Source organism: Polynucleobacter sp. UK-Kesae-W10, assembly GCF_018881575.1.
GTDB lineage: Bacteria > Pseudomonadota > Gammaproteobacteria > Burkholderiales > Burkholderiaceae > Polynucleobacter.
The window spans coordinates 66,143-89,413 of sequence record NZ_JACVQB010000002.1 but is presented as its reverse complement, the minus strand read 5'-3'; the positions used below and the strand labels follow the sequence as shown (position 1 = coordinate 89,413).

The window sequence follows — 23,271 nt, the reverse complement described above, 5'->3', positions numbered from 1 at the left end:
GGAGACCCTTCTCGAGGCTACAATGCCAATATGAGTGAGCTAACCTCCCAACCCCCATCCCAGGATGTCCTTGATATTGATAGCTTAAATGCATCGATCAAGCGTTTGTCTGAAAAGCTTTCTGCAATTCAGGATGCGGTGAAGAACATGACTCAGAGTCGCGCGCAATTAGAGGGCAAGATTGAAGATGCTCAAAAACGGGTGCAGCGGATCTTGAGTCGTTTGCCAGAACAAAATGATGGTCGCCAATTGAATTTGCTTGGCGAAGCAATCCCACCAACCAATCTTGAGGATGACAGTGAGCCAACAACGCATTGAAGTAACTCTTGCTGGTCAAAAGATCACCTTAGCCACCAGCGCCGAACACGAGCCATTGTTGCGTGCTGCCTGCGTCTTGGTGGACGAACAAATTCAGTTGGCCATCGGCGGAGGCAACCGTAGCATCGAACGTGCCAGCATGATGGCTGCACTCAAAATTGCAGGTGATCTCATCACTTTGCAAAAAAATCAAACGCAACAAAGCACCTCTTCACATGTCAGCTCTGATGAAGTAGCACGACTTCATGCAGAGATTCGTGGACTTGAAGAACAGGTAGATACTTTGATGCAAACCCTTTCCCTGCCTGGTTCGCCAAGGCCAATAGTTCCTTGAACCGATGCGCAAGCATCCGGAACGATCTTTACCTTGTGGGCGTGAGCGTTTTGCGAGTTCACAGTGCCAACTCAGACTTGGTCACTCCCTGAACTACTTAATGCACCCGAAACAGAGTAGCCGTTCCACCTTGAACCTTAGGGTTCAGGATGACGGCCTAGCGGCTAAGGCGGGGAATTCATGTCACTAAACGATATCCTAATGCTCATGCTGTGCGGCAGCATCTCCGGATTTCTTGCGGGACTGCTTGGCATTGGTGGTGGCATGATCTTGGTGCCATTCATGATCTTGGTTTTTAACCACCTAGGATTTAGTCAAGAAGTAATCGTGCACATGGCGATTGCAACTGGCATGGCCACTATTTTATTCACCACCTCTTCTGCAATTTGGGCGCATCACAAGCATGGCTCGATTGATTGGAAATTGGTTGCATCCCTTAGCCCTGGAATGATTTTTGGCGGCTTGATTGGTGGCAGTGAATTGTTTGAAGCTTTAAAGACCTCCTGGCTTTCACTCTTCTTCGCCATCTTTATTATTTACACGTCCATACAGATGCTGCTCAATAAGAAACCAAAGCCTGGTAGAGAATTGCCAGGCCCTTTGGGACTATTTTCTTTCGGAGCCTTCGCTGGAGGACTTGCTAGCCTGGTGGGCGCCGGCGGTGCATTCATTACCGTGCCTTTTATGCTGTGGTGTAACGTCAAGCCCCACACCGCAATGGCCACATCATCAGGATTAGGCCTGCCAGTAGCCGCTGCCGCAACGCTTGGTTATATGTATGGAAGCTGGGGTAATCCCAACCTGCCAGCAGGATCACTGGGCTTTGTCTACTTACCAGCAGTCGCTTGTATTGTTGTGGTGAGTATCTTTACCGCTCCATGGGGTGCCAAGATGGCAAGAAAACTCGATATTGCTCAGCTCAAACGCGTATTTGGCATCATGTTGTTTTTCCTTGCGGCCTTCATGCTAAATGAAAGCCGCAAGGCATTCGGTTTTTAATTAACTCGTATATTGCTGGCGCAAAATATTCTTTTGCACCTTACCCATTGCATTGCGCGGTAAATCACTTACGATTTCTAAACGCTTAGGAATCTTGAAGTTCGCAATCTGAGTTTTTAAAGTCGCAATCATTGAATCCGCATTGAGCTTGGCGCCTTTCTTAGGCACCACAACTGCCATTACCGCCTCACCAAAATCTGGATGTGGAATACCAATCACAGCGCTTTCATCAACACCAACCATATCATCAATAAAGCTCTCGATTTCTTTTGGATAAACGTTGTAGCCACCAGAGATGATGAGATCTTTACTGCGACCTACGATACATAAGTAGTCTTTGGGTGCCTTACCACCATTGGCATCCCCACCCCAACGACCGACGTCTCCAGTCTTGAACCAACCATCTTTGGTAAATTCTTCTGCAGTCTTCTCCGGCATGCGCCAGTAGCCCTTAAATACATTCGGACCCTTCACCTGGATGCTGCCAATCTCATCAACGCCGCATGGCTTATTATTCTCATTCACTACGCGTACCTTGACGCCAGGTAAGGGCAGGCCAACGGAGCCGCCTACACGAGCACCTTTGTAAGGATTAGAAACTAGCATCACGGTTTCACTCATGCCATAGCGCTCGAGAATTGGCTGACCAATCACTTGTTTGAAGGTATTGAATGTTTCAGTCAGCAATGGAGCAGAGCCAGAAACGAACAAACGCATATTGCGGGCTACTTTCTTGGTGAAGCCTTTATCAGCCAATAGACGCACGTAGAAAGTTGGCACACCCATCATGACGGTAGAGCGTGGCATGTGATTTATCAATTGTGAAACATCCAAGCGTGGCAACCAAATCATCTTGCTGCCATTGATCAATGCACCATGAGCGGCAACAAACAAACCATGCACATGGAAGATTGGCAATGCATGCAGGAGCACATCACCTTTTTGCCAACCCCAAAATTTTTGGAGTACTTGCGCATTGCTATACAGATTCTTATGGGTGAGCATCGCTCCCTTGCTACGCCCTGTAGTACCAGAGGTGTACAAGATTGCCGCTAAATCATCATCTTTTGTAACAACCGTTTTGAATGAGTCACTCATACCGGCAGCGCGCTCGAGCAAGCTACCAGTGCGATCTTCATTTAAGGTGAAGACTTGTTTTGTTCCAGCCTTAGATGCTACCTTAGAGACCCAAGCATCATTTTTGCCGCTACAAACTACGACTGCAGGCTCAGCGTTTTCAATAAAATACTGCATCTCCGCGGCCTGGTAGGCAGTATTCAGTGGCAGGTAAACATAGCCGGCACGAATGGTTGCCAAATACAAAAACAATGCCTCTGGAGACTTCTCAACCTGTACAGCCACCCGTGAACCTGCTGGTAGCTTGAGGCTTTTTAAGAGATTGGCTAACTTTGCAGTTGCCCCTTCTAAGTCCGCCCAAGAGTAGTAAAGGCCATCATGCGTTTCAATGGCGCACGCTGTTTTGTCTTTTGGAAAACCTTTTTCCAAAACTGAATATAAATTCATGAAATATTCCTATGAAACTAATTTATCTATTAATGCCGTAATCAATGAACTTTAGCTGCACCCATTACCAGGTCTGATAAACCGGTGGCAATTTCTGGCACAAAACAAAGCAATACAACGGAAAGAATCATGATGATCACAAATGGAAAGACGCCCCAGATAATTTCATTCAAAGAAATATCGGGTGCAATATTTTTGATCACAAAGATATTCAGACCCACTGGTGGATGAATCAAGCCCGTCTCCATCACAATCGTCATCACCACGCCAAACCAAACCAAATCAAAGCCAGCGGCTCTTAATGGTGGCAAGAAAATCGGTGCAGTCATCAAAATGATCGAGACCGGTGGCAAGAAGAAGCCTAAGATCACCACCAAGACCAAAATCGCAGTCAAGAGGCCCCAGCGGCCAAAACCCAAATCCACAATTGCTTGAGCAGCAGACTGACTCAAATGTAAGTGGCTCATCACGTTAGAGAATAAGAGCGACATGCCGATGATGAACATCAACATGGTGGACTCTTTAATGGTTGCATTTAGCAGCGGCGCTAAATCCTTTACGCGCCACATCTTATAGATGCCAGCAATTAAAGCGAATGCCAAAATGGCGCCCAAACCTGCGGTCTCTGATGGTGTTGCATAACCACCGTACAGGGCAATCATCACACCAATCAATAACACTAAGAATGGCAAGACGCGTGGCAAGGAGCTCATCTTCTGCTGCATCGTGTATGTCTGACGCTCAAGAATCGGCTGACTTGGTGCGCCCTTCTCTACTGCATCAAGAGCGAGGTTGTATTCCTTGCGGAAGCGATACACGGTATAGATTGAGAAAAACAACACCAGCATTAAACCAGGGCCAATGCCTGCTAGGAATAAACGACCCAAAGATTGCTCAGCAGCAACTGAGTACAAAATCATGGTGATTGATGGTGGGAGCAAAATACCCAAGGTTCCGCCGGCGGCAATAATGCCAGCAGCCAAACCAGGTGAATAGCCACGCTTACGCATCTCTGGAATACCAGCACTACCAATTGCAGAGCAAGTAGCAGGACTGGAGCCGGCCATCGCAGCGAATAAAGCGCAAGCCAATACGTTGGCCACACCTAAGCCGCCTGGCACCTTACCCAACCACACATGCAACGCTTCATACAGATCTTGACCCGCACGTGAACGACCAATGGCCGCCCCCTTTAAGATAAAGAGCGGAATCGAGAGCAAGGTAATACTCGCCATCTCTTCATACACATTCTGCGTGACTGTATCCAATGAGGATGCAGGCATAAAGAAGACCATAAATATGACGGCAACAGAACCTAAGGCAAAGGAGATTGGCATCCCCGAGAACATTACCAATAAGGTAACTGCTGCAAACAATAATCCTAGTGTCATGATTGACATACTTATTCCCCTTCGCCTGGATTAACAACATCTCCAAACGCTTGGAGCAAAATCTGAAATGCCAACAAGGTCATACCCAGCGACATCATGATGTACGGGATCCACAGTGGTGGCGCCCATGAGGATGCTGTGACTTGGCCGTCTACCCATGCCTCATGGAACAATGCCCAAGACTTCCATGCAAAAAATGCACAGAATGCGCAAGAGGCAACGTCAATAATCAACACGCGTAAACGATTGAGGGCCTTAGGCAACATCGTAGAAACCGCTGATATACCGACATGCCCCCGAATCTGCTGAACATAGGCACCACATAAGAAAGTGGCCCCTACCAAGCAAAATACGGCAGCCTCATCTTGCCAATCTGTCGTTGCACCGAAAAATGCTCTGGAGGCTACGCTATAACTCAAGATGACAGAAGCAGCCACCAAAGCCAATGAACCAAATAACACCATCAGCTTGTTAATGCCAGACATTAAGCGGTCTGTCGCTTGTAAAAGTTGAGTCATATTCTTAGGTCACTTTTTCTGCTGCTCGTAACAATGCTGCGCAGCTTTCATTCTTCTCGGCATAATCTTTCCAAGCGCTATCACGGGCGATTGCTCTCCATTTATCCACAATGGCAGCATCCACGTCAGACACCTTACTACCTGCTCTTGCATAAGCAAGCGCAGCAGTTTTATCATCATCCTTAGCAGCTTCCATGCCAAATTTTTCCATCTCAGCACCAGCAGCCATCAAAGCATCACGCTGATCTTTAGGCAATGCATCAAAGATTTGCTTGGACATCATGAGTGGCTCTAACATGAACCAGTAAGACTTATTACGGGCACTAGTAAATGCTTTTGCCAACTCTTCCAATTTGAAGGACATGAAGCTAGTAGATGATGTGTAGGCAGCATCCATTGCCCCAGTTTGCATTGCTGCGTAGATTTCATTGGAGGGCAAGGAAATCACTGAAGCGCCTGCTGCTTTGAGCATCAAGTCAAATTCACGACTACCGCCACGAATCTTCATGCCTTTCACATCCTCTGGGAGAACGACTGGCTTGGTTCTGCTAGCAACACCGCCGGCTTGCCAAACCCAACTTAAAAGAACAATTCCTTTGTCTTCTAATGTTTTGGTGAGCATCTTTCCAACTTCAGCAGTTTTCCATTTGGCAGCTTGCTCATAGCTAGTCACCAATGCTGGCATCAAACCAATATTGAGTTCAGGAACTTCTCCGCCAGCATAGGGCATTGGGAAAAGTGAAATATCCAAAGCGCCTTTACGCATTGCGCTAAATTGCGCATTGGTTTTCATCAGTGAAGAGCCTGGATAAACCTGGAACTTCAGAGCGCCTTTAGTACGCTTTTCTACTGACTCTGCAAATTTTCTACAGAGGCGATCACGGAAATCGCCTGCCTGGATCGTGCCACCAGGAAACTGATGAGAAATGTTCAAGGTCTTGGTTGCGCCCTGGGCAGCGACATTGTGGCTAAAGCCCATTACTCCTGCCATTGGCAACGCTGCTGAACCGGCCAATAGTTGACGGCGCAAAGCATTTGGTTTGGATGCGTCGGATCCTGAATGAAATTCATTGCTCATGTTGATCTCCTGATTAGTTATAGCTATTTATTTTTAATTGCTTATAAATTGCCGGGTCTTAACGCCCGGCTTCTTGCTGCCCATTCTAAAGCGAATACTCTTTGAATTCTGCTTTAGCGTCTCCCCTGCTCAATTCCTGCTTAGGGCTGCATTAAACGACCTACAGCCCTTGAATAATCAATCTCACCATGCGTAAAACGCTCATGGTTCTCCTCAACCGCCGATAAATCATACAAATAATTGACCATCAGCGAGGCCGATTGACGCAAACCTTTACGGGAAAGGTCGCCTGCCCAGTTAATTTGATGTAATTTGGCCCCGTTACCCAGGTGGAACTTGGCTACCGGATTGCCATTTCTGCCTGCAGAACCCAAGGCCAAATAAATGCTAGCCAAGCAGAGCAAAGCCGCTTTTTCTTTTTCTGTAGCGTTATCCGGATGCCAGCCAGCACTTAAACGCTCTGTCCAAGAGCGATTTGCTAGGCCCATAGTTTCTAATGCCTGTTCGCGAGCAGCACGCACTGCTGGCTTTAATTGCACACCAGTTTTTTCTCCGCCAATATCGGCTCCCGCAGCGACCCAATCAATAAATCCCGGGATTGGTGACAGCGTGACGAAAGTTTTCAGGCCAGGGAATTCAGCATGCAACTGCTCAGCAACGCGCTTAATGAGGAAGTTACCCATGGATACACCACGCAATCCCGGCTCACAGTTACTAATGGAATAGAAAGCGGCCACCTTGTATTGGGAAGTTTGGTGAACTGTTTCAGCCTTCTTGTCGACCAAAGGCGTAATGACCGCAGGAATCTCAGGCAATAAAGCCACCTCAACGAAGATAAGGGGCTCATTGGGTAACTGTGGATGAAAGAATGCGAAGCAACGGCGGTCTGGCTGCAAACGTCTGCGCAGGTCATCCCAGCCATCAATCGCATGTACTGCTTCATGCTGAATTAATTTCTCCAGCACTTCTGCTGGTGACTTCCAGTCAACGCGATGCATCTTCAAGAAGCCAGGATTGAACCAAGAAGACAACAAGTGGCGTAAGTCAAAATCAACTGCCGTGAGTTCTGGTTGCTTTTCGAGCAACTGCAATAAATCACGGCGCATCGCCACCAGTGCCGCGGTACCGTTCGTAGCGCGATTTAAGCGACGGAACAATTCTTGACGTGGCGGCTCCGTAACCCGCTGCAACTTAATGTAGTTTCGGGCGCTAGCTTCAGCCGAGAAATTCTGCGCCGCAGACATCACTGCGGCAGGATCTGGGTTGAGCTTTTCAAATAAGAATGTGAAAAATTTAAGGTGCTGATCTTTCGAGAGCTTGCGATAGTTATTAATCACATCATCAGCCATGCTGACAGCATTCGATTCACCTCGCTCGGAGATGAGTCGATTCACTGCGCCAGTTACGCGTGAAAAATATCGGGCTTTAGCTAACTTTTCAAGCATGCCGCTCTCTTAGAAAGGGGGTCCATAAAACGAATGCCCCAATGTAGCCCCACCCGTTTCGGGAATCAATTAAGCGAATTGCATTTTCATTAACCTTTAGTTAATGATCAAGGGAATGCTCTTAGTATTTGAATTAGTTATTGCGATGCAACATACGGGCTTCAGCCGCAAGCGCCAAAATATTCGGGTTGGATTCATTAGCCTGAAGATACATTAAGGCAATCCGCTGGGTGACCTGATATTTGGGCAATAAGGGGGTAAATTCAATCGCATCACCCATCAGCGCCCTCACCCGACCAGGTAATAAAGAGCGCCCCATATCGCTTGAAACCATATTCATTAAAGAAAAGATATCCCCAACCTTCATCACGACATCGGGTTTAAAGCCTGCTAGCTCAAAAGCGTCATAAAAACCTGAGGTAGTCGCAAAACCATCTTGCAGGGTGAGGAATTTCTCCTGCGCATAGGTCGAAAGATCAATGCTGTCTTCCTTGGGCTTGCTTTTTTTCGAAGAGGCAAAAAATAGATGGTCCTCAAACAAAGGGACAATCTCGATACCATCTAACAATCCTTCGGCTGGTGCTGCAATCACAACGGCATCAATATTGCCCTCTGTCAGCTTCTTCATTAGATCTGCATTTGAACCAAGATAAAGATCGATGTCCAAATCAGGTCTACGGATTTTGGTTCCCATGATGATGCGCGGAATAATGTTGGCCGTTAAAGAATACATAGAGCCAAGACGGATTTGACCACTCTCAACACCCGCCTTAGATCTGGTTTTCTTGAGAATACGCTCAACATCTCCCAATAAATCAACGCTTGCCTCGGCCAAGTAGACCGCCGCTGGTAAGGCCTTGAGCTGGCGGCCTTCTTTAATAAATAAGGGGCAACCAATGCCCGCCTCTAATGAGTGCAGCGCTTTGTGAATACTCACTGAACTTAACTGCAATTCATCAGCAGTCTTCACGAGACTTCCGGTTCTCACAAAAGAACACAGAATCTCGAGCTTCTTTAGAGTCACTTCATCACTGAGCATAGGCTGAGGATTGCGAACGGCGCATTAGATAAATTCCATAAACAATCATTGGCACGCAAAGCCATTGACCCATCGAGAGTCCAAAACCCAATAAACCTAGGAATGCATCTGGCTCACGGGCATATTCAGCCAAGAAACGGCAGATGCCGTAACCCAACAGAAAGAATCCCGAGACTTGCCCTACACGACGCGGTTTGCTTGCGTAAATCCACAACAGCACGCCCAGCAAGACACCTTCGCCCAGCAACTGGTAAATCTGCGAGGGATGTCGCGGTACAGAATCGACCATCGGAAAAATCATCGCCCAGGGTAAATCAGTAGGTCGACCCCATAACTCGCCATTAATAAAGTTTCCTAAACGGCCAAACGCTAAACCAAAAGGAACGAGCGGCGCTACCAAATCGCTCACTACAAAAAAACTCGTGTGCCGTTTTTTTGCAAACCACCATAGGGCAAGCAGAACACCCAACAGGCCGCCATGAAAAGACATGCCGCCTTCCCAGATTTTAAAAATACTCAGGGGATGCACAAGATAAAAGTCAGGCATGTAAAACAAGGTGTAACCCAAACGACCACCGAGCACTACACCCAATACGCCAGCGAATAACAAATCTTCCAAGTCTTTATAGGTCCATCCCAAGGCTTGGTACTGTGGAGTACGAATTCGCAAACGACCTAGCAGCAGGAATTGAGCAAAAGCCATCAGATACATCAAGCCATACCAATGAATGGCAAAGGAACCAATCCGAATTGCTGCAGGGTCAAATTGTGGGTGAATCAACATGGCGATCAACTCTTGGATTGATCGAAATTATGTAGCTCGTGACCAAGGTCACGATAGGCCTTAAAGCGCTCACGCCCCGCAAGACGTTCTGCTTCATTGACCGTTACCACCTCTACAATCCGTGGAAAACGAGCTACTAAAGCTGGCACATCTTGCGGCATGCGCATCCCCAAATGAATCATGACATCCGCATGCGGAATGGAATTTAAGGCAGGCGAGGCAAAGTGATCTGTCAAAACAATCGGTGTCTCGGCAGCAGCTTCATCCTCAATAAAACAGTGCGGCAAAAAATCAGTATTACTAAAGGTCCACATTAATTCATTAAGTTTTTTTAAATCAGGACCTTCGGCAACAATCACAATATTACGGACGGGCTGGCCCTCTTGGGTAGCGCTCCAGATTTTGCGGGTCAGGCGACAAGCGTATTCCAGCTTATCGCTCACGTTGCTGTGAAAATCGATGCGCGCCATATCAGAGGCTTAGTTTTGCTCTAGCAAATAATTAACCAGCAAGGGCACTGGACGACCAGTTGAGCCTTTTGCTGCGCCACTCTTCCAAGCGGTTCCAGCGATATCCAAGTGAGCCCACTTGTATTTCTCGGTAAAGCGCGACAAGAAGCAAGCCGCAGTAATGCTGCCACCAGGGCGACCGCCAATATTGGCAACATCAGCAAAATTCGATTTGAGTTGCTCGTGATATGCAGCATCTAGCGGCAAACGCCATACGGTATCGAGAGAGGCTTGACCCGCCTTCGTCAGCGCATCAACTAAACCTTGGTCTTCTGAAAATAAACCACTATGTACATGACCCAACGCAATGACACAAGCACCAGTCAAGGTTGCAACATCAATCACCGCGCGAGGCTTGAAACGCTCTACGTAAGTTAAGGCATCACACAAGATCAAGCGACCCTCAGCGTCAGTATTGAGAATCTCAATAGTTTGACCAGACATACTTTTTACAATATCTCCGGGACGTGTAGCGCCACCTGATGGCATATTTTCACAAGTCGGAATCACGCCAATCACATTTTTCTTCAGACCCATCAGCGCTGCTGAATACAAAGCACCAATTACGGAAGCTGCGCCACACATGTCGTACTTCATTTCATCCATTGCTTCTCCTGGCTTCAATGAAATACCGCCAGTATCAAAAGTAATGCCTTTACCGACCAACACAATCGGGGCCTCGCCTGCTTTGCCGCCTTGATGGCGCATCACGATAAATTGAGGTGGCGTATCAGAGCCCTTGGCAACAGAAAGAAAAGAGCCCATACCCAAAGCCTCAATTTGCTTAAGACCGAGCACCTCCACTTTGAGGCTGGTTTTTTTAGCCAAGGCTTGAGCAGTTTTACCTAAATAGGTTGGTGTACAAATATTTGGTGGAAGGTTACCCAAATCTTTGGCAACATTCATTCCCTCCACCATAGCGGCGCCCTGCTCTACAGCCAATTTCAAATCTTTAGAAATCGCATCATTCCCCGCAAAAGTCAGATGCTTAAAGGAATCAGCCGTATCTTTGGCTTTGAATTTCATTGCCGGCTGACGAACGCCAAAGCGATAAGCTTGATCGCCTGCATACTGAATCGTTAACCGAACTTCTTCTGCAACGCTTGCAACATCTTTTAAATCTTTAAAGCCAGGAGTAAACCAAAGGGCATTTTCAATTGAGCCGCCACTTAATGATTTCAAGGCTGCTCGTGCAACCTTAGAGTAAGCAATCAAACCGCGATCAGCAGCTGAATGTAGATCACCAATTCCAAGCAATAAAACACGCTTTGCTTTTACCCCGGCAGCAGCCCATGACTTATCTGCACGTAACACGCAAACAGAGGTAACTTTTCCGTCCAAATCACCCAGTGCTTTGGCATGGGCAACCGAACCACCCAGAAATTGATCTAACTCGCCCAAAAGCCCCGCCTGGGCCTTTGCACCCTTGGCTCCAGCAAAACCCTCAAAATCCGCTTTTGAATAAGGCAAGACCAAGCAATCCGTGGCATTAGCCAGTACGCTTTTTAGGCCAGCTTTGAGTAGTTTTGGGCTGTGGAGGTCCGCCTGAGGGAAAATCTTGGTACTAAATTGAATAGTCATATTGTCTTGCGCAGTTTTTAGGTCAATTTAAGGATGAAAGAATGCAAATTGAGGATATTTATCCATTATCCTCCGACATGAGATTAACCCACTTTTCACCCCAACTAAGCCCACCAAACCAGCCCCTCCATGATTTTTAACCAAGCCCTTCGCCGTGAACTCAGTTTTACAACTGGTGGCGTCTTTTTGGTGCTGGTAACCATCATGGTAACGACCTTGGTGATTCGTATTCTGGGATTTGCTGCTAATGGTGCCGTGAACCCCGAAGATGCGCTGGTTCTAATAGCATTGGCAACTTTAGGCTACCTAGCAGTTCTTCTAACGGTTTCCTTATTTGTGGCCACACTGATTGTTTTAGTGCGTTGGTACAAAGACTCAGAAATGATTGTTTGGTTTGCCAGTGGCTTGAGCGTTACCAATCTCATTCGACCTATTCTGCAGTTTGCTACGCCGTTAATCATTGTCATTGCCTTGCTTGCTTTATTCGTTTGGCCTTGGGCAAATCGCGAATCCACCCTGATTAGTCAACGCTTCCAACAACGTGATGACGTCTCTATGGTGAGCGCTGGACAATTTAAGGAATCGGCTAAAGCAGAGCGCGTATTCTTTATTGAAGAGCTGGATATTGATAAGAGCGAAGTAAAGAATATCTTTGTTGCGGACAACAAAAATGGTCGCCTCAGCATTGCAGTGTCGTCAACTGGCTTTATTCAAAATGCTGAGAATGGCGAAAAATCCATCATCCTCAATCATGGTCGCCGCTATGAGGGGCAGCCTACACAGCCTGATTTTCGTATCCTAGAGTTTGATGAGTACACCACCAAGATTCGCAGCAAGGAGGCGCTTGCGCCACCTCCAAGGGATCGCGAAAAGACTATTTCTGAATTGCTGAACGATACCGACCCCATCACCATTAATCCGAATCGAGCCGAGCTTCTATGGCGCATTGGTTTGCCACTCATGGCGCTTGGCTTGGTTTTGATTGCTATCCCATTAGCGTATGTGAACCCTCGCTTGGGAAATTACACTGCCATGTTTTATGCAGTGCTGATTTATCTGATCTATAGCAACCTTTTAAACCTAACGCAAAACTTTGTTGCGCAGGGCAAGTTCAGCGTGTTTGTTGGGGTCTGGCCAATACACTTATTAGCACTGTTGATGGCAATCTTGTTAATTCGCAATCGTATTAATCCGTCAGTGAAGTGGTGGCGCCGTCAATTACCAGCATCTCTGTCAAGAAAATGAAATTGCTCTTTCCCTATATTTATGAGCGTTACCTTGCCAAGCAGATTTATGCTGCATTTGGTTTCATTCTCTTTGCCTTAGTTGCGCTATTTTTATTCTTTGATATTTTGAGCGAATTGGGTTCAGTGCAAGGGCAATACACTCTTCCGCTCGCCTTATTGCATGTCTTACTCAAGGCGCCGAGCCGTATTTCCGAAATCATTCCCATCGCCGGCCTCATCGGAAGTATTTATGTCTTTGCAATGCTCGCTAGCCAATCAGAATTTACGATCTTGCGCATTGCGGGCCTTGATGTGAAGCGTGGCCTCATAACCCTGAGCAAAATCTCCCTCCCACTAGTAGCCATCACCCTCATCATGAGTGAGTGGGTTGGCCCTTACACCGAAGCGAAATCTGAACAGATTCGCATGAAGGCGCTCGGCTCAACCTACTCATCTCAATTTAAAACAGGCGTTTGGGTTAAGGATCGTCTCAGGGATGAAGATGGCAGCGGCCCTGTGCGGCCTGGTGTACGGTACGTGAACGTAGGCAAGGTGGATAAAGATAATGACATTCGCGATATCCGCATGTATGAATTTAATGATGTCTATAACCTGCTATCGATTCGTAGCGCGCCCTCTGGTCACTTTGATGAGACGGGTATCTGGGTTCTGAATGATGTTACCGAAACACGCTTTAAAGAAACCAAACAGACTGACCCTCTCAATCCGGTGTTTTCAGCACAGACGTTTACCCACCCCATTCTGACTCTGGAGTCTGAGGTCACCCCGCAAATTCTCAGCGTGCTCCTCATTAGTCCGGAGAAAATGTCGATTGTGAGCTTGGGTCGTTTTATTAATCACCTCCAAGAAAACAAACAAGACACCCAGAGACATTCAATCGCCTTCTGGAAAAAGGTGGTTTACCCCTTCACCATTTTTGTGATGCTTGCTTTAGCGCTTCCGTTTGCTTATTTAAAAGTGCGCGCTGGTAGCGTGGGGATTAAGGTTTTTGGCGGAATCATGCTCGGAATGAGCTTTCAGCTCTTTAACTCCCTCTTCTCCAATGTGGGCTTACTGAGTGCTTGGCCCGCCTTTATGACGGCTTTAACGCCTCCCCTGGTCTACTTCTTATTGGCACTGGCTGGTTTACGCTGGGTTTCTAAGGCCTAATACCCAAAATTCATTTAGAATTTGATTCCTATATCTTTGTAGATATATAGATAGGAATTCCACATGAACCTTCATCAGTTCCGCTTTGTGCGCGAAGCCGTTAGGCAAAACTTCAACCTAACCACTGCGGCAAAGGCGCTCTTCACTTCTCAGCCAGGCGTCTCTAAAGCCATCATTGAATTAGAGGATGAATTGGGCGTGGAAATTTTTCGCCGCCACGGCAAACGCATACGCTCCTTGACCGAACCAGGCAAACGAATTCTGAGCTCCATCGAGCGCATCCTCGATGAAGTAGAAACACTCAAACGTGTAGGTAAAGATTTTGCGAGTCAAGACCAGGGTAACTTCGTCATTGCAACCACCCATACGCAAGCACGGTATGCACTTCCTAAGGTACTGACGGAATTTACTAAGCGCTTTCCTAAAGTGCGCGTCAGCATTCAACAAGGAAGCCCGGGCCAGATTGCCGAACTGTTGAGTCACGATCGTGCTGATATCGCCATTGCTACTGAAGGTATTGCTAACACCCAGGGCGTATTGGCACTGCCCGGCTACCAGTGGCAGCATGTAGTAATGGTTCCCCTCAGCCATCCCCTGTTGAACCAAGCAACTATTACCTTAGAAGAAATTGCTAAATACCCAATCATTACCTATGACAAAGCCTTTGCCGGTCGCAGCAAGATCGATGCCGCTTTTGCACAACGCAACGTGACTCCTGACATCATCCTTGAGGCTATTGATGCTGACGTGATCAAGACCTATGTAGAAGCAGGCATGGGTATTGGAATTGTTGCAGGCCATGCGTACGATCCCGATCGTGACCGCAATTTGAAAGTAATTTCCGTAGGCCATTTATTTGGCAATAACGTGACACATCTTGGAGTGAAGCAAGGCGCTTATCTTCGCTCCTTCGTCTATACCTTTATCGAACTGTTCTCGCCAACTCTCACCAAAAAAATGGTTGAGCAAGCAATGAATAATGAGACAGATTCTTACGAAATTTAAGCGGCACTCGAACCCCATTTATTCCAGATTCATATGAGCGCTTTAAACCTGCTATCGCAAGCCATCCAATTTCACCAAAATGGAGAGCTCGGCAAAGCTAATGACATCTATCTCGCTATTTTGAGCGAGGCGCCTGAACATTTGCAGGCTTTGTGTCTCAGCGGCTCTATTGCCCAATACCAAGGCGATTTTCACGGGGCAATCGCCTTGTTTACCAAAGCCAATCAACTCAGCCCGGCTTTAGCAAGTGTGTATGTACCGCTGGGCATTTGCCATACCCAAATAGGCGATCTAGATGCGGCAAACAGCTTCTACAAAAAAGCGACTTTGCTTGCCCCTCTGCAGATTGAACCGCTCGTCAATTTAGCGAATAATCTTCTCAAACAAAATCAATTTTCAGAATCGTTTGGGCTCTACAAAAAAGCATTAGAAATAACACCAGACTCTGCGCTGATTCATTACAACATAGGCTCACTCTTTCTCAAGTCGATGAAACCTGCCCAAGCGCAATATTGGTTTCGCAAGGCACTTGCGCTGCAAACCAACAATGCTAGCGCATGGAATAGTCTAGGCGTCTGCCTCACTGAACTTGGAGAACTACCGGAAGCCTTAGAGGCTTATCAACAAGCTATTACGCTAGACCCCCATTTTGTCGAGCCCCTATTTAACCGTCATGCAGTACTAGTGGATCTTGAGCGCGGTGCTGAGGCGATGCAAGCCCTTGAACAAGCCGCAAGCTTAGATAGCGCCAATCCCATGTATGTGTTTTTCTTGGGTATGCTGCAAGCGTATTACGGACAAGAGGAGCTGGGAGAGAAAACCCTGCAGGCGATTGCGCAAGCGCCTGGCGTCCAGCCTGAGCTAGAGTCTTGGGCGCACCTCAAAACCCTCAATCTGCAATCGAGCGTCCTGACTGGTACCAATACCAAAACGATTGATGTGGCAATGTCGCATGCCAAATTAGATGGCCTGGTTTTAGAGTTTGGCGTCTATAACGGCAAGTCTATTTGCAATATCGCCTCACTCATCAAAACAGAAGTACATGGATTTGATAGCTTTGAAGGTATTCCAGAAAACTGGAATGATGAGCCACAAGGAAGTTATAGCGCCAACGGCGATCTACCAGAAGTCCCTGCGAACGTTACCTTGCACCAAGGCTGGTTTGATCAAACGATTCCGGAATTTAAAAAGACGCATCCTGAACCGATTCGCTTTATGAATATCGATTGCGATCTTTACAGCTCAACCAAAACCATTTTTGATTTATTGGGCCCGCAAATTGTGCCGGGAACCGTTATCGTCTTTGATGAATATATTGGCTACAAATCCTGGAAAGAAGATGAATTCAAAGCATTTCAGGAAGCGTTGGTGCAATACCAATGGAAATATGAGCTACTTGCCTTTAGCTTTGCCAGCAAGCAGGTCGCTATTAAGATCATTTAAAACGGGAAAAGAGTGGTGCCTCGGGGCGGACTCGAACCGCCACGCCTTGCGGCACCGGATTTTGAGTCCGGCACGTCTACCAATTCCATCACCGAGGCAGGTGTTTGCAGTGGAAATTCTGCTTAATTTTGATGCTTTGTTACTGCTAAGACATGAGAGTGTAACAAAAATTGCTCAGCAACCCCCTCCCTTTGCTCTAGAACCCCTTAAAATAGCCTCTTACAGCCAAATTATTAAAAGGACTTACCCGTATGGCCGGCCACTCGAAATGGGCCAATATTCAGCACCGCAAAGGTCGTCAAGACGAAAAACGCGGCAAGATTTGGACCAAACTGATTAAAGAAATTACCGTTGCTGCCAAAATGGGCGGCGGCGATCTGACTGCAAATCCACGTTTACGTTTAGCCATTGATAAGGCAAAAGATGCCAATATGCCCAATGACAACGTACAAAGAGCAATTCAGCGCGGCACAGGCTCTCTTGAAGGCGTTAATTACGAAGAAATTCGTTATGAGGGTTACGGCGTCAATGGTGCTGCTGTGATTGTGGATTGCCTAACAGACAACCGCACTCGCACCGTGGCAGAAGTACGCCATGCATTTAATAAAAATGGCGGCAATATGGGAACAGAAGGTTCTGTTGCATTCCTCTTCAAGCACTGTGGACAGATGTTATTTGCACCAGGCACCAATGAAGATCAGCTCATGGAAGTTGCACTAGATGCTGGTGCCGATGATGTGATTGCACACGATGATGGTTCGTTTGAAGTGCTCACACCGGTACCTGACTTTTCAAAAGTACAAGATGCTATCAACCAAGCTGGCCTAAAAGCTGAACTGGCTACGGTAGCGATGCGTCCTGAAACAGAAATTACCCTTGAGGGTGAGCAAGCCGAAAGCATGCAGAAATTACTCGATGCGCTTGAGAACTTAGATGACGTTCAAGATGTCTTTACCAACGCGGCTCTTTAATATTCCTTTATCACCTTTACTATGAAAATTCTTCTTATCGGCTCTGGCGGACGCGAACATGCTCTAGCATGGAAGCTAGCTCAATCCCCTCAAGTACAAACCGTATATGTTGCCCCCGGAAACGGTGGGACTGCTACTGCCAAACAAGCTGCTGCTGGCATTGAAAATTTACCCATTACTGGCTTACAAGAATTAGCTGACTTTGCTAAGCGTGAAAAGATTCACTTAACCGTTGTTGGACCAGAAGCCCCTCTCGCTGCGGGTATTGTGGATGTTTTCCGTAACAATGGATTACGTATTTTTGGACCAACACAATTGGCAGCCCAATTAGAGTCATCCAAAGATTTCTCAAAAGCATTCATGAAGCGCCATGGCATTCCAACTGCGGATTACCAAACTTTTTCAAATGCACTCGAAGCGCATGCCTACATTGATTCAAAGGGTGCGCCGATTGTCATTAAGGCTGATGGCTTAGCTGCTGGTAAAGGCGTCGTTGTGGCCGTGAATCTGGCTGAGGCACATGCTGCCGTAGACATGATGTTGGCTGACAATAAATTAGGTAACGCAGGTGCCCGTGTGGTGATTGAAGAATTCCTCACTGGCGAAGAAGCCAGCTTCATCGTGTTGGTCGATGGCAAACATGTTCTTGCGTTAGCAACGAGTCAAGATCACAAGCGTTTATTGGATGCTGATCAAGGCCCCAATACCGGCGGTATGGGAGCCTACTCCCCTGCTCCAGTAGTCACCCCAGAAATTCATGCGCGCGCCCTGCGCGAAGTCATCATGCCTACCGTCAAGGGCATGGAAGCGGACGGCCTGCCCTATACCGGATTTTTGTATGCGGGCCTCATGATTGCGCCAGACGGAAAAATTAAAACACTGGAATTCAACTGCCGCATGGGTGATCCCGAGACACAACCGATCATGGCGCGTTTACGCAGCGATCTGGTGAATGCCCTTGATCATGCAGTGGATGGCAAGCTCAATGAAGTGGAGCTAGAGTGGGACCGCCGCACCGCATTAGGCGTTGTCTTGGCTGCTCATAACTACCCTGATACTCCACGCAATGGTGATGTCATCACCGGCATTCCTGCAGACACCGAGGATCAGTTGACCTTTCATGCTGGCACTAAATTACAGGATGACAAGCTCGTCACTTCCGGCGGTCGCGTCATGTGCGTTGTCGGTTTAGCAGACACCGTTCGTGGTGCCCAACAAAAAGCCTACGATGCGATTGCCAAAATTCAGTTTGATGGCATGCAATACCGCAAAGATATTGGCTATCGCGCAATTAAATAAGAGTCTAGAGCCCCTTGTCACAACAACATACTCAAATTGACATTGCAGCCCTCAAGGAATACTTCTTAGGCTTGCAGGATCGCATTACCAGCGCGATGAGTGCGCTCGATGGCAAAGCATTTGTGGCAGATGAGTGGCACAAACCTGAGGACAGCAAGCTCAAAGGTTATGGACGTACCTGCATTCTCGATCAAGGCAACATCTTGGAAAAAGGTGGTGTAGGGTTTTCTCATGTGCGCGGCGATCAAATGCCGCCCTCAGCTTCGCACCATCGCCCAGAAGTAGCAGGTCGCAGCTTTGAGGCGATGGGCGTCTCTTTGGTTTTTCATCCCAATAATCCCATGATTCCTACCACCCATATGAATGTGCGCTGCTTTATTGCACAGGCGCCGGATAAAGAACCTGTCTGGTGGTTTGGTGGCGGCTTTGACCTCACGCCCTATTACGGCGTAGACGAGGATTGCAAGCACTTTCACCAAACAGCGAAGGATGCACTCGATCCGTTTGGCCCTGAGCTCTATCCGCGCTTCAAAAAATGGTGCGATGAATATTTTTATCTCAAACACCGCGAAGAACCTCGCGGCATTGGCGGCGTCTTTTTTGATGACTTCAATGAGCTTGGTTTTGAAAAAAGCTTTGCAATGACCCGTGCCGTAGGTGATGCTTTCATTGATGCGTATTTACCAATCGTAGAGCGTCGCCATCAAGACCCCTTTACCGCTGCAGAAAAATCCTTTCAGGAATATCGTCGCGGCCGCTATGTTGAGTACAACCTCATCTTTGATCGTGGCACTATTTTTGGTCTGCACTCTGGTGGTCGTACGGAATCTATTCTCATGTCGATGCCCCCGGTAGTGCAATGGTGGTACAACTGGCAGCCTGAGCCAGGCACACCCGAAGCCAAGTTGTATGACTATTACCTTAAACCGCGTGATTGGTTAGCTTGAGCACTCGTCAAAAAATCGGTATTTTAGGTGGCACCTTTGATCCACCCCACGTGGGTCACCTCAAGTTAGCGATTCATTTTGCCAAGATATTGCACCTCGATGCCTTGTTACTCATTCCCAGTGGTGAGCCATGGCAAAAAGGAAGTGGTATCACCCCAGCGGCTATTCGCCTGCAATTAACAGAGGCTGCTGGAATTGATTTGGCTCGTGCAATGTTGTATCTCAAGATTCCCACTCAAGTAGGCATTGATCGCATCGAGATTGATCGCGCAGGACCAAGTTATGCCATTGATACCGCTAAAGCCCTCAGAGCGCGTTTTGGGTCAGATGCCAGTCTGATCTGGTTGATGGGTGCTGATTCGCTTCTAGCGCTACCAAGCTGGCATGACTGGCAAGAATTAAGCAACTATCTCAATTTCGCTGTTGCGAGCCGCCCAAATCATGCACTAGAGCAACAATTAACGCCTGTACTTGCACAATACCTCGCAAAACATCAGACAAAAGATGCAAGCGCCCTTGAAACTGACACTTCTGGCCTCATCTACATTGATGAAAGTCTTGCTGTGGATCTTTCCTCCACGGCATTACGTCAACACCTCAAAACCCCCGCTCGCCACACGATTGGATCCGAGCAAATACCGTCTCATACCCTAGAAATCATTACAAATCTGGGCTTGTATCAGTAATCAAGCTAAGATCACCCTCAACTCTTTAGAAATATTGCTCGGAAACCATGGACTTACGTAAATTACAACGCGTCATTATTGATGCCCTCGAAGATGTTAAGGCGCAAGATATTCGCGTCTACGACACCACCAAACTCAGCGAGTTATTTGATCGCGTGATTATTGCTACCGGATCAAGCAATCGCCAAACCCGCTCTTTAGCCATGTCCGTCAAAGAAGAAGTCAATGCCAAAGGTGGCGAAGTCATCTCGATTGAAGGCTTAGAAACTGGAGAATGGGTGCTAGTAGATTGCGGCGATATCGTCGTACATATTTTGCAACCCATGTTGCGCTCTTACTATCAACTTGAAGGTATGTGGGGCGCCAAACCCGTTCGCGTGAAATTGGCCGGCAGCAAAGGTCTTGCAAAAGCAAGCGAGCCAGATGAGGAAGACGAGTAAAACCCCATAGCACTACATAATCGATGCGCTTAACCATTGTTTCTGTTGGACACAAAATGCCAGATTGGGTGGCAACAGCCACCCACGATTACATCAAGCGTATGCCAGCCGATTGCAGCATTGAAATTAAAGAAATTAAGCCCGACCTCACCCCCGCCAAAGAAGCAGTCAAAATCGCTGCGGCCATTCCTAAGGGGTCACGCATTATTGCGCTCGATGAGCGCGGCAAAGACCAGACCACTCAACACCTCGCTACTCAGCTGGCCAATTGGCGCCAAGAAGGTTTTGACATCACCTTTTTAATTGGTGGGGCTGATGGCTTAGATCCCAGCCTCAAAAATAATGCTCAAGCGATGTGGCGCCTCTCAAGCCTGACACTACCGCATGCAATGGCCAGAGTGCTTTTAGTTGAGCAGCTCTACCGAGCATGGACTATTTTGCAGGGTCACCCCTATCATCGCGAGTAATGCTGTGCACACCTTTATTTACCTGGCCTCTCAAAGCCCACGACGCCAAGAGCTACTAAAGCAAATCGGTACTCGTTTTGAGTTACTACTCCCAGAGCCAGGCGAAGATACTGAAAGTATTGAAACCCCACTGCTACAAGAAAATGCTCGGGCTTATGTTGAGCGGGTGACCTTGGCCAAAAGCACTGTCGCCTTAGAGCGCTGGAAACAAAAGAATCTCCCATGGGCACCGATCTTGTGCGCCGATACTACAGTGAGTCTCCCGGACAGTGTTGAGGGCCAAATTTTGGGTAAACCTAGCAATGCAGCAGATGCTGCCCACATTCTTCAAATGCTGAGCGGCAAAATCCATCAGGTCTTAAGCGCAGTAGCACTGACGATTGAGCCCAATGAAAAACCCTACTGCTTAGTACAGGTTTCGGAAGTGCAATTTGCACAACTGTCGACCGATCAAATTAAGGTATACATCGAGAGCGGTGAACCCTTTGGTAAAGCTGGAGCCTATGGAATCCAGGGTTCTGGGAGTGCTTTTATCCCCTCGATCAAAGGCAGTTATAGCGGTATCATGGGTCTTCCGCTCTATGAAACCGCTCTACTACTCGATCGCGCTCAAGTTATTCGCATATGAATGAAGAAATCCTCATCAATATCACTCCGCAAGAAACGCGCGTAGCTTTAATTCAGCAGGGAGCAGTGCAAGAGCTGCAAATTGAGAGAACTCGTCAGCGCGGCATTGTTGGCAATATCTATCTAGCAAAAGTAGTTCGCGTCTTACCTGGAATGCAATCGGCATTTATCGAGATTGGTTTAGAGCGGACTGCATTTATGCACGTAGCGGATATTACCCAAAGCACTCCTCAGCCCCAGATTGAGAAATTACTTTTTGAAGGTCAAACATTGTTGGTGCAAGTGCTTAAGGATCCCCTTGGTACCAAGGGTGCACGCCTAACAACCCAACTCAGTATTGCAGGCCGCAACTTGGTTTATCTGCCGCCTGCAGGCACGGATGTGGCTACCGAGAAATATATCGGTGTCTCTCAACGCATTGACCAACCAGAAGAGCGCGAAGCAATCAAAGCCCGTTTAGCTGGCCTGATGGCTGATGATGAAAAAGGCGGAATTATTGTGCGCACGAGCGCCCAAGATGCCTCGGATACAGAGTTGGTTCATGACATGCACTACTTGCGCACCACTTGGGAGAACATTCGCGAGGCGGTCAAGCACAATGCAGCTCCAAGCTTGCTGTATCAGGACTTAAGTTTGGCCGAGCGCGTCCTACGCGATGTGGCCGGCGAAGAGACAACGCAAATTCGAGTGGACTCTGCAGAGAATTTTGAGAGGCTCAAGGGCTTTGCCAACCTCTATATGCCCAATTTATTGGGCAAGCTGACCTTGCATCGTGGCGAGCGCGCCCTCTTTGATTTATTTGATGTAGATGCCGAGATCAATAAGGCATTAGGTCGGCGAGTGGATCTGAAATCTGGTGGCTACCTCATGATTGATCAAACAGAGTCGATGACTACTATTGATGTCAACACGGGCAGCTATGTTGGTGCCCGTAATCTCGATGACACCGTTTTTAAAACCAATCTCGAAGCTGCTCAAGCCATTGCACGGCAGTTACGCTTACGCAATCTAGGCGGCATCATCATCATTGACTTTATTGACATGATTGGCAAAGACCATCAAGAGTCGGTCTTGTATGAACTCAAACGGAATTTAGAGCGTGATCATGCCCGGACTTCTGTAAGCGAATTTTCTGCTTTGGGATTGGTGGAAATGACGCGCAAACGAACGAGAGAGTCACTTGCCCACATTACTTGCGAGCCTTGTGCCACCTGCATGGGCAAAGGTGAAGTAAAGACCGCTCAAACCATTTGCTACGAGATCCTACGGGAGATTGTGCGCGAACACCGCCAATTTAATCCCCGAGAGTTTCGGATAGTCGCTGCGCCCGATGTGATCGACCTCTTCTTGGAAGAGGAAAATCAATTCTTAGCTCAGCTAGGCGATTTTATTGGTAAGCCTATTACGCTTCAGGCAGAGGGCAGCTTCCGCCAAGAACAATACGATATTGTTTTAAGTTAAAACTCAGCC

General features: G+C 47.5%; 22 protein-coding genes, 1 tRNA gene, 1 other RNA gene and 2 pseudogenes. 16 read left to right on the top strand and 10 right to left on the bottom strand.

Features of this window, described 5'->3' with window-relative positions:
• Positions 1-30 precede the first annotated feature (30 nt).
• The 4 genes and pseudogenes from ICN24_RS06850 (at position 31) to ICN24_RS06835 (ending at position 1,651) form a co-directional block, all read left to right on the top strand.
• Positions 31-318, top strand: a complete 288-nt coding sequence (locus ICN24_RS06850; protein WP_216222400.1) for a hypothetical protein — start codon at positions 31-33, stop codon at positions 316-318.
• Positions 293-514, top strand: a pseudogene (locus ICN24_RS10420) (cell division protein ZapA); the annotation flags it as partial. The gene ICN24_RS06850 and the pseudogene ICN24_RS10420, both read left to right, overlap by 26 nt.
• Before the next feature lie 99 nt (positions 515-613).
• A non-coding RNA gene (gene ssrS / locus ICN24_RS06840) (6S RNA) lies at positions 614-832 on the top strand.
• On the top strand, positions 833-1,651 hold the full coding sequence (locus tag ICN24_RS06835) for a sulfite exporter TauE/SafE family protein (RefSeq protein WP_216222399.1): 819 nt from the start codon (positions 833-835) through the stop codon (positions 1,649-1,651).
• On the opposite strand, the gene ICN24_RS06830 is transcribed toward ICN24_RS06835, so the two are convergent.
• From ICN24_RS06830 to ICN24_RS06790, 9 genes are all read right to left on the bottom strand, one after another.
• Positions 1,652-3,175: a malonyl-CoA synthase gene (locus tag ICN24_RS06830; protein ID WP_216222398.1), complete on the bottom strand. Its 1,524-nt coding sequence runs from the start codon at positions 3,173-3,175 to the stop codon at positions 1,652-1,654.
• A gap of 41 nt (positions 3,176-3,216) precedes the next feature.
• A complete protein-coding gene (locus ICN24_RS06825; protein ID WP_216222397.1) occupies positions 3,217-4,575 on the bottom strand; it encodes a TRAP transporter large permease in 1,359 nt (452 codons plus the stop codon).
• Positions 4,576-4,577: 2 nt separating this feature from the next.
• Positions 4,578-5,084: a TRAP transporter small permease gene (locus ICN24_RS06820; RefSeq protein WP_216222396.1), complete on the bottom strand. Its 507-nt coding sequence runs from the start codon at positions 5,082-5,084 to the stop codon at positions 4,578-4,580.
• Between the two features lie 4 nt (positions 5,085-5,088).
• The gene (gene dctP / locus ICN24_RS06815; RefSeq protein WP_370623114.1) at positions 5,089-6,162 is read right to left on the bottom strand and encodes a TRAP transporter substrate-binding protein DctP; all 1,074 of its coding nucleotides are present in this window, start codon (positions 6,160-6,162) and stop codon (positions 5,089-5,091) included.
• A 140-nt stretch (positions 6,163-6,302) separates the two neighbouring features.
• A complete protein-coding gene (locus ICN24_RS06810; protein ID WP_216222395.1) occupies positions 6,303-7,607 on the bottom strand; it encodes a malonyl-CoA decarboxylase domain-containing protein in 1,305 nt (434 codons plus the stop codon).
• Between the two features lie 133 nt (positions 7,608-7,740).
• Positions 7,741-8,631: a LysR family transcriptional regulator gene (locus ICN24_RS06805; protein ID WP_370623113.1), complete on the bottom strand. Its 891-nt coding sequence runs from the start codon at positions 8,629-8,631 to the stop codon at positions 7,741-7,743.
• 4 nt (positions 8,632-8,635) lie between these two features.
• Entirely contained in the window at positions 8,636-9,430 is a 795-nt protein-coding gene (lgt, locus tag ICN24_RS06800) for a prolipoprotein diacylglyceryl transferase (RefSeq protein WP_216222391.1), read from the bottom strand.
• Positions 9,431-9,435: 5 nt separating this feature from the next.
• Positions 9,436-9,900 carry a DNA polymerase III subunit chi gene (locus tag ICN24_RS06795; RefSeq protein WP_216222390.1) on the bottom strand — a complete coding sequence of 155 codons (465 nt, stop codon included), beginning with the start codon at positions 9,898-9,900 and terminating at the stop codon, positions 9,436-9,438.
• A gap of 9 nt (positions 9,901-9,909) precedes the next feature.
• Positions 9,910-11,514, bottom strand: coding sequence for a leucyl aminopeptidase (locus tag ICN24_RS06790; RefSeq protein WP_370623120.1), 1,605 nt, complete (start codon positions 11,512-11,514; stop codon positions 9,910-9,912).
• 135 nt (positions 11,515-11,649) lie between these two features.
• On the opposite strand from ICN24_RS06790, the gene lptF reads away from it, so the two are divergent.
• The 4 genes from lptF (at position 11,650) to ICN24_RS06770 (ending at position 16,364) form a co-directional block, all read left to right on the top strand.
• Positions 11,650-12,765: an LPS export ABC transporter permease LptF gene (gene lptF, locus ICN24_RS06785; protein WP_216222386.1), complete on the top strand. Its 1,116-nt coding sequence runs from the start codon at positions 11,650-11,652 to the stop codon at positions 12,763-12,765.
• Entirely contained in the window at positions 12,762-13,916 is a 1,155-nt protein-coding gene (lptG, locus tag ICN24_RS06780; RefSeq protein ID WP_216222385.1) for an LPS export ABC transporter permease LptG, read from the top strand. Before lptF ends, lptG begins: the two co-directional genes overlap by 4 nt.
• A 63-nt stretch (positions 13,917-13,979) precedes the next feature.
• Positions 13,980-14,921 carry a CysB family HTH-type transcriptional regulator gene (locus ICN24_RS06775; RefSeq protein ID WP_216222384.1) on the top strand — a complete coding sequence of 314 codons (942 nt, stop codon included), beginning with the start codon at positions 13,980-13,982 and terminating at the stop codon, positions 14,919-14,921.
• A gap of 33 nt (positions 14,922-14,954) precedes the next feature.
• Entirely contained in the window at positions 14,955-16,364 is a 1,410-nt protein-coding gene (locus tag ICN24_RS06770) for a tetratricopeptide repeat protein (protein WP_216222383.1), read from the top strand.
• 13 nt (positions 16,365-16,377) lie between these two features.
• On the opposite strand, the gene ICN24_RS06765 is transcribed toward ICN24_RS06770, so the two are convergent.
• Positions 16,378-16,462, bottom strand: a tRNA-Leu gene (locus ICN24_RS06765).
• Positions 16,463-16,615: 153 nt separating this feature from the next.
• On the opposite strand from ICN24_RS06765, the gene ICN24_RS06760 reads away from it, so the two are divergent.
• The 8 genes and pseudogenes from ICN24_RS06760 to rng all read left to right on the top strand — a co-directional run bounded on the left by ICN24_RS06760 (position 16,616) and on the right by rng (position 23,262).
• Positions 16,616-17,335 (top strand): YebC/PmpR family DNA-binding transcriptional regulator, encoded by a 720-nt coding sequence (locus ICN24_RS06760; protein WP_216222382.1) that lies wholly within the window; start codon positions 16,616-16,618, stop codon positions 17,333-17,335.
• Positions 17,336-17,356: 21 nt separating this feature from the next.
• Positions 17,357-18,634 carry a phosphoribosylamine--glycine ligase gene (purD, locus tag ICN24_RS06755; RefSeq protein WP_216222381.1) on the top strand — a complete coding sequence of 426 codons (1,278 nt, stop codon included), beginning with the start codon at positions 17,357-17,359 and terminating at the stop codon, positions 18,632-18,634.
• Positions 18,635-18,669: 35 nt separating this feature from the next.
• Complete coding sequence (gene hemF / locus ICN24_RS06750; protein ID WP_216222698.1) at positions 18,670-19,581, top strand: oxygen-dependent coproporphyrinogen oxidase; 912 nt, start codon at positions 18,670-18,672, stop codon at positions 19,579-19,581.
• On the top strand, positions 19,578-20,267 hold the full coding sequence (gene nadD / locus ICN24_RS06745; protein WP_216222380.1) for a nicotinate (nicotinamide) nucleotide adenylyltransferase: 690 nt from the start codon (positions 19,578-19,580) through the stop codon (positions 20,265-20,267). The genes hemF and nadD overlap by 4 nt, the downstream gene beginning before the upstream one ends.
• Before the next feature lie 47 nt (positions 20,268-20,314).
• Positions 20,315-20,704 (top strand): annotated as a pseudogene (gene rsfS / locus ICN24_RS06740) (ribosome silencing factor); the annotation flags it as partial.
• Positions 20,705-20,730: 26 nt separating this feature from the next.
• Positions 20,731-21,174, top strand: a complete 444-nt coding sequence (gene rlmH, locus ICN24_RS06735; RefSeq protein WP_216222376.1) for a 23S rRNA (pseudouridine(1915)-N(3))-methyltransferase RlmH — start codon at positions 20,731-20,733, stop codon at positions 21,172-21,174.
• Positions 21,161-21,802 (top strand): nucleoside triphosphate pyrophosphatase, encoded by a 642-nt coding sequence (locus ICN24_RS06730; protein ID WP_370623119.1) that lies wholly within the window; start codon positions 21,161-21,163, stop codon positions 21,800-21,802. Before rlmH ends, ICN24_RS06730 begins: the two co-directional genes overlap by 14 nt.
• Positions 21,799-23,262 carry a ribonuclease G gene (rng, locus tag ICN24_RS06725; RefSeq protein ID WP_216222372.1) on the top strand — a complete coding sequence of 488 codons (1,464 nt, stop codon included), beginning with the start codon at positions 21,799-21,801 and terminating at the stop codon, positions 23,260-23,262. Before ICN24_RS06730 ends, rng begins: the two co-directional genes overlap by 4 nt.
• Positions 23,263-23,271: the final 9 nt, after the last annotated feature.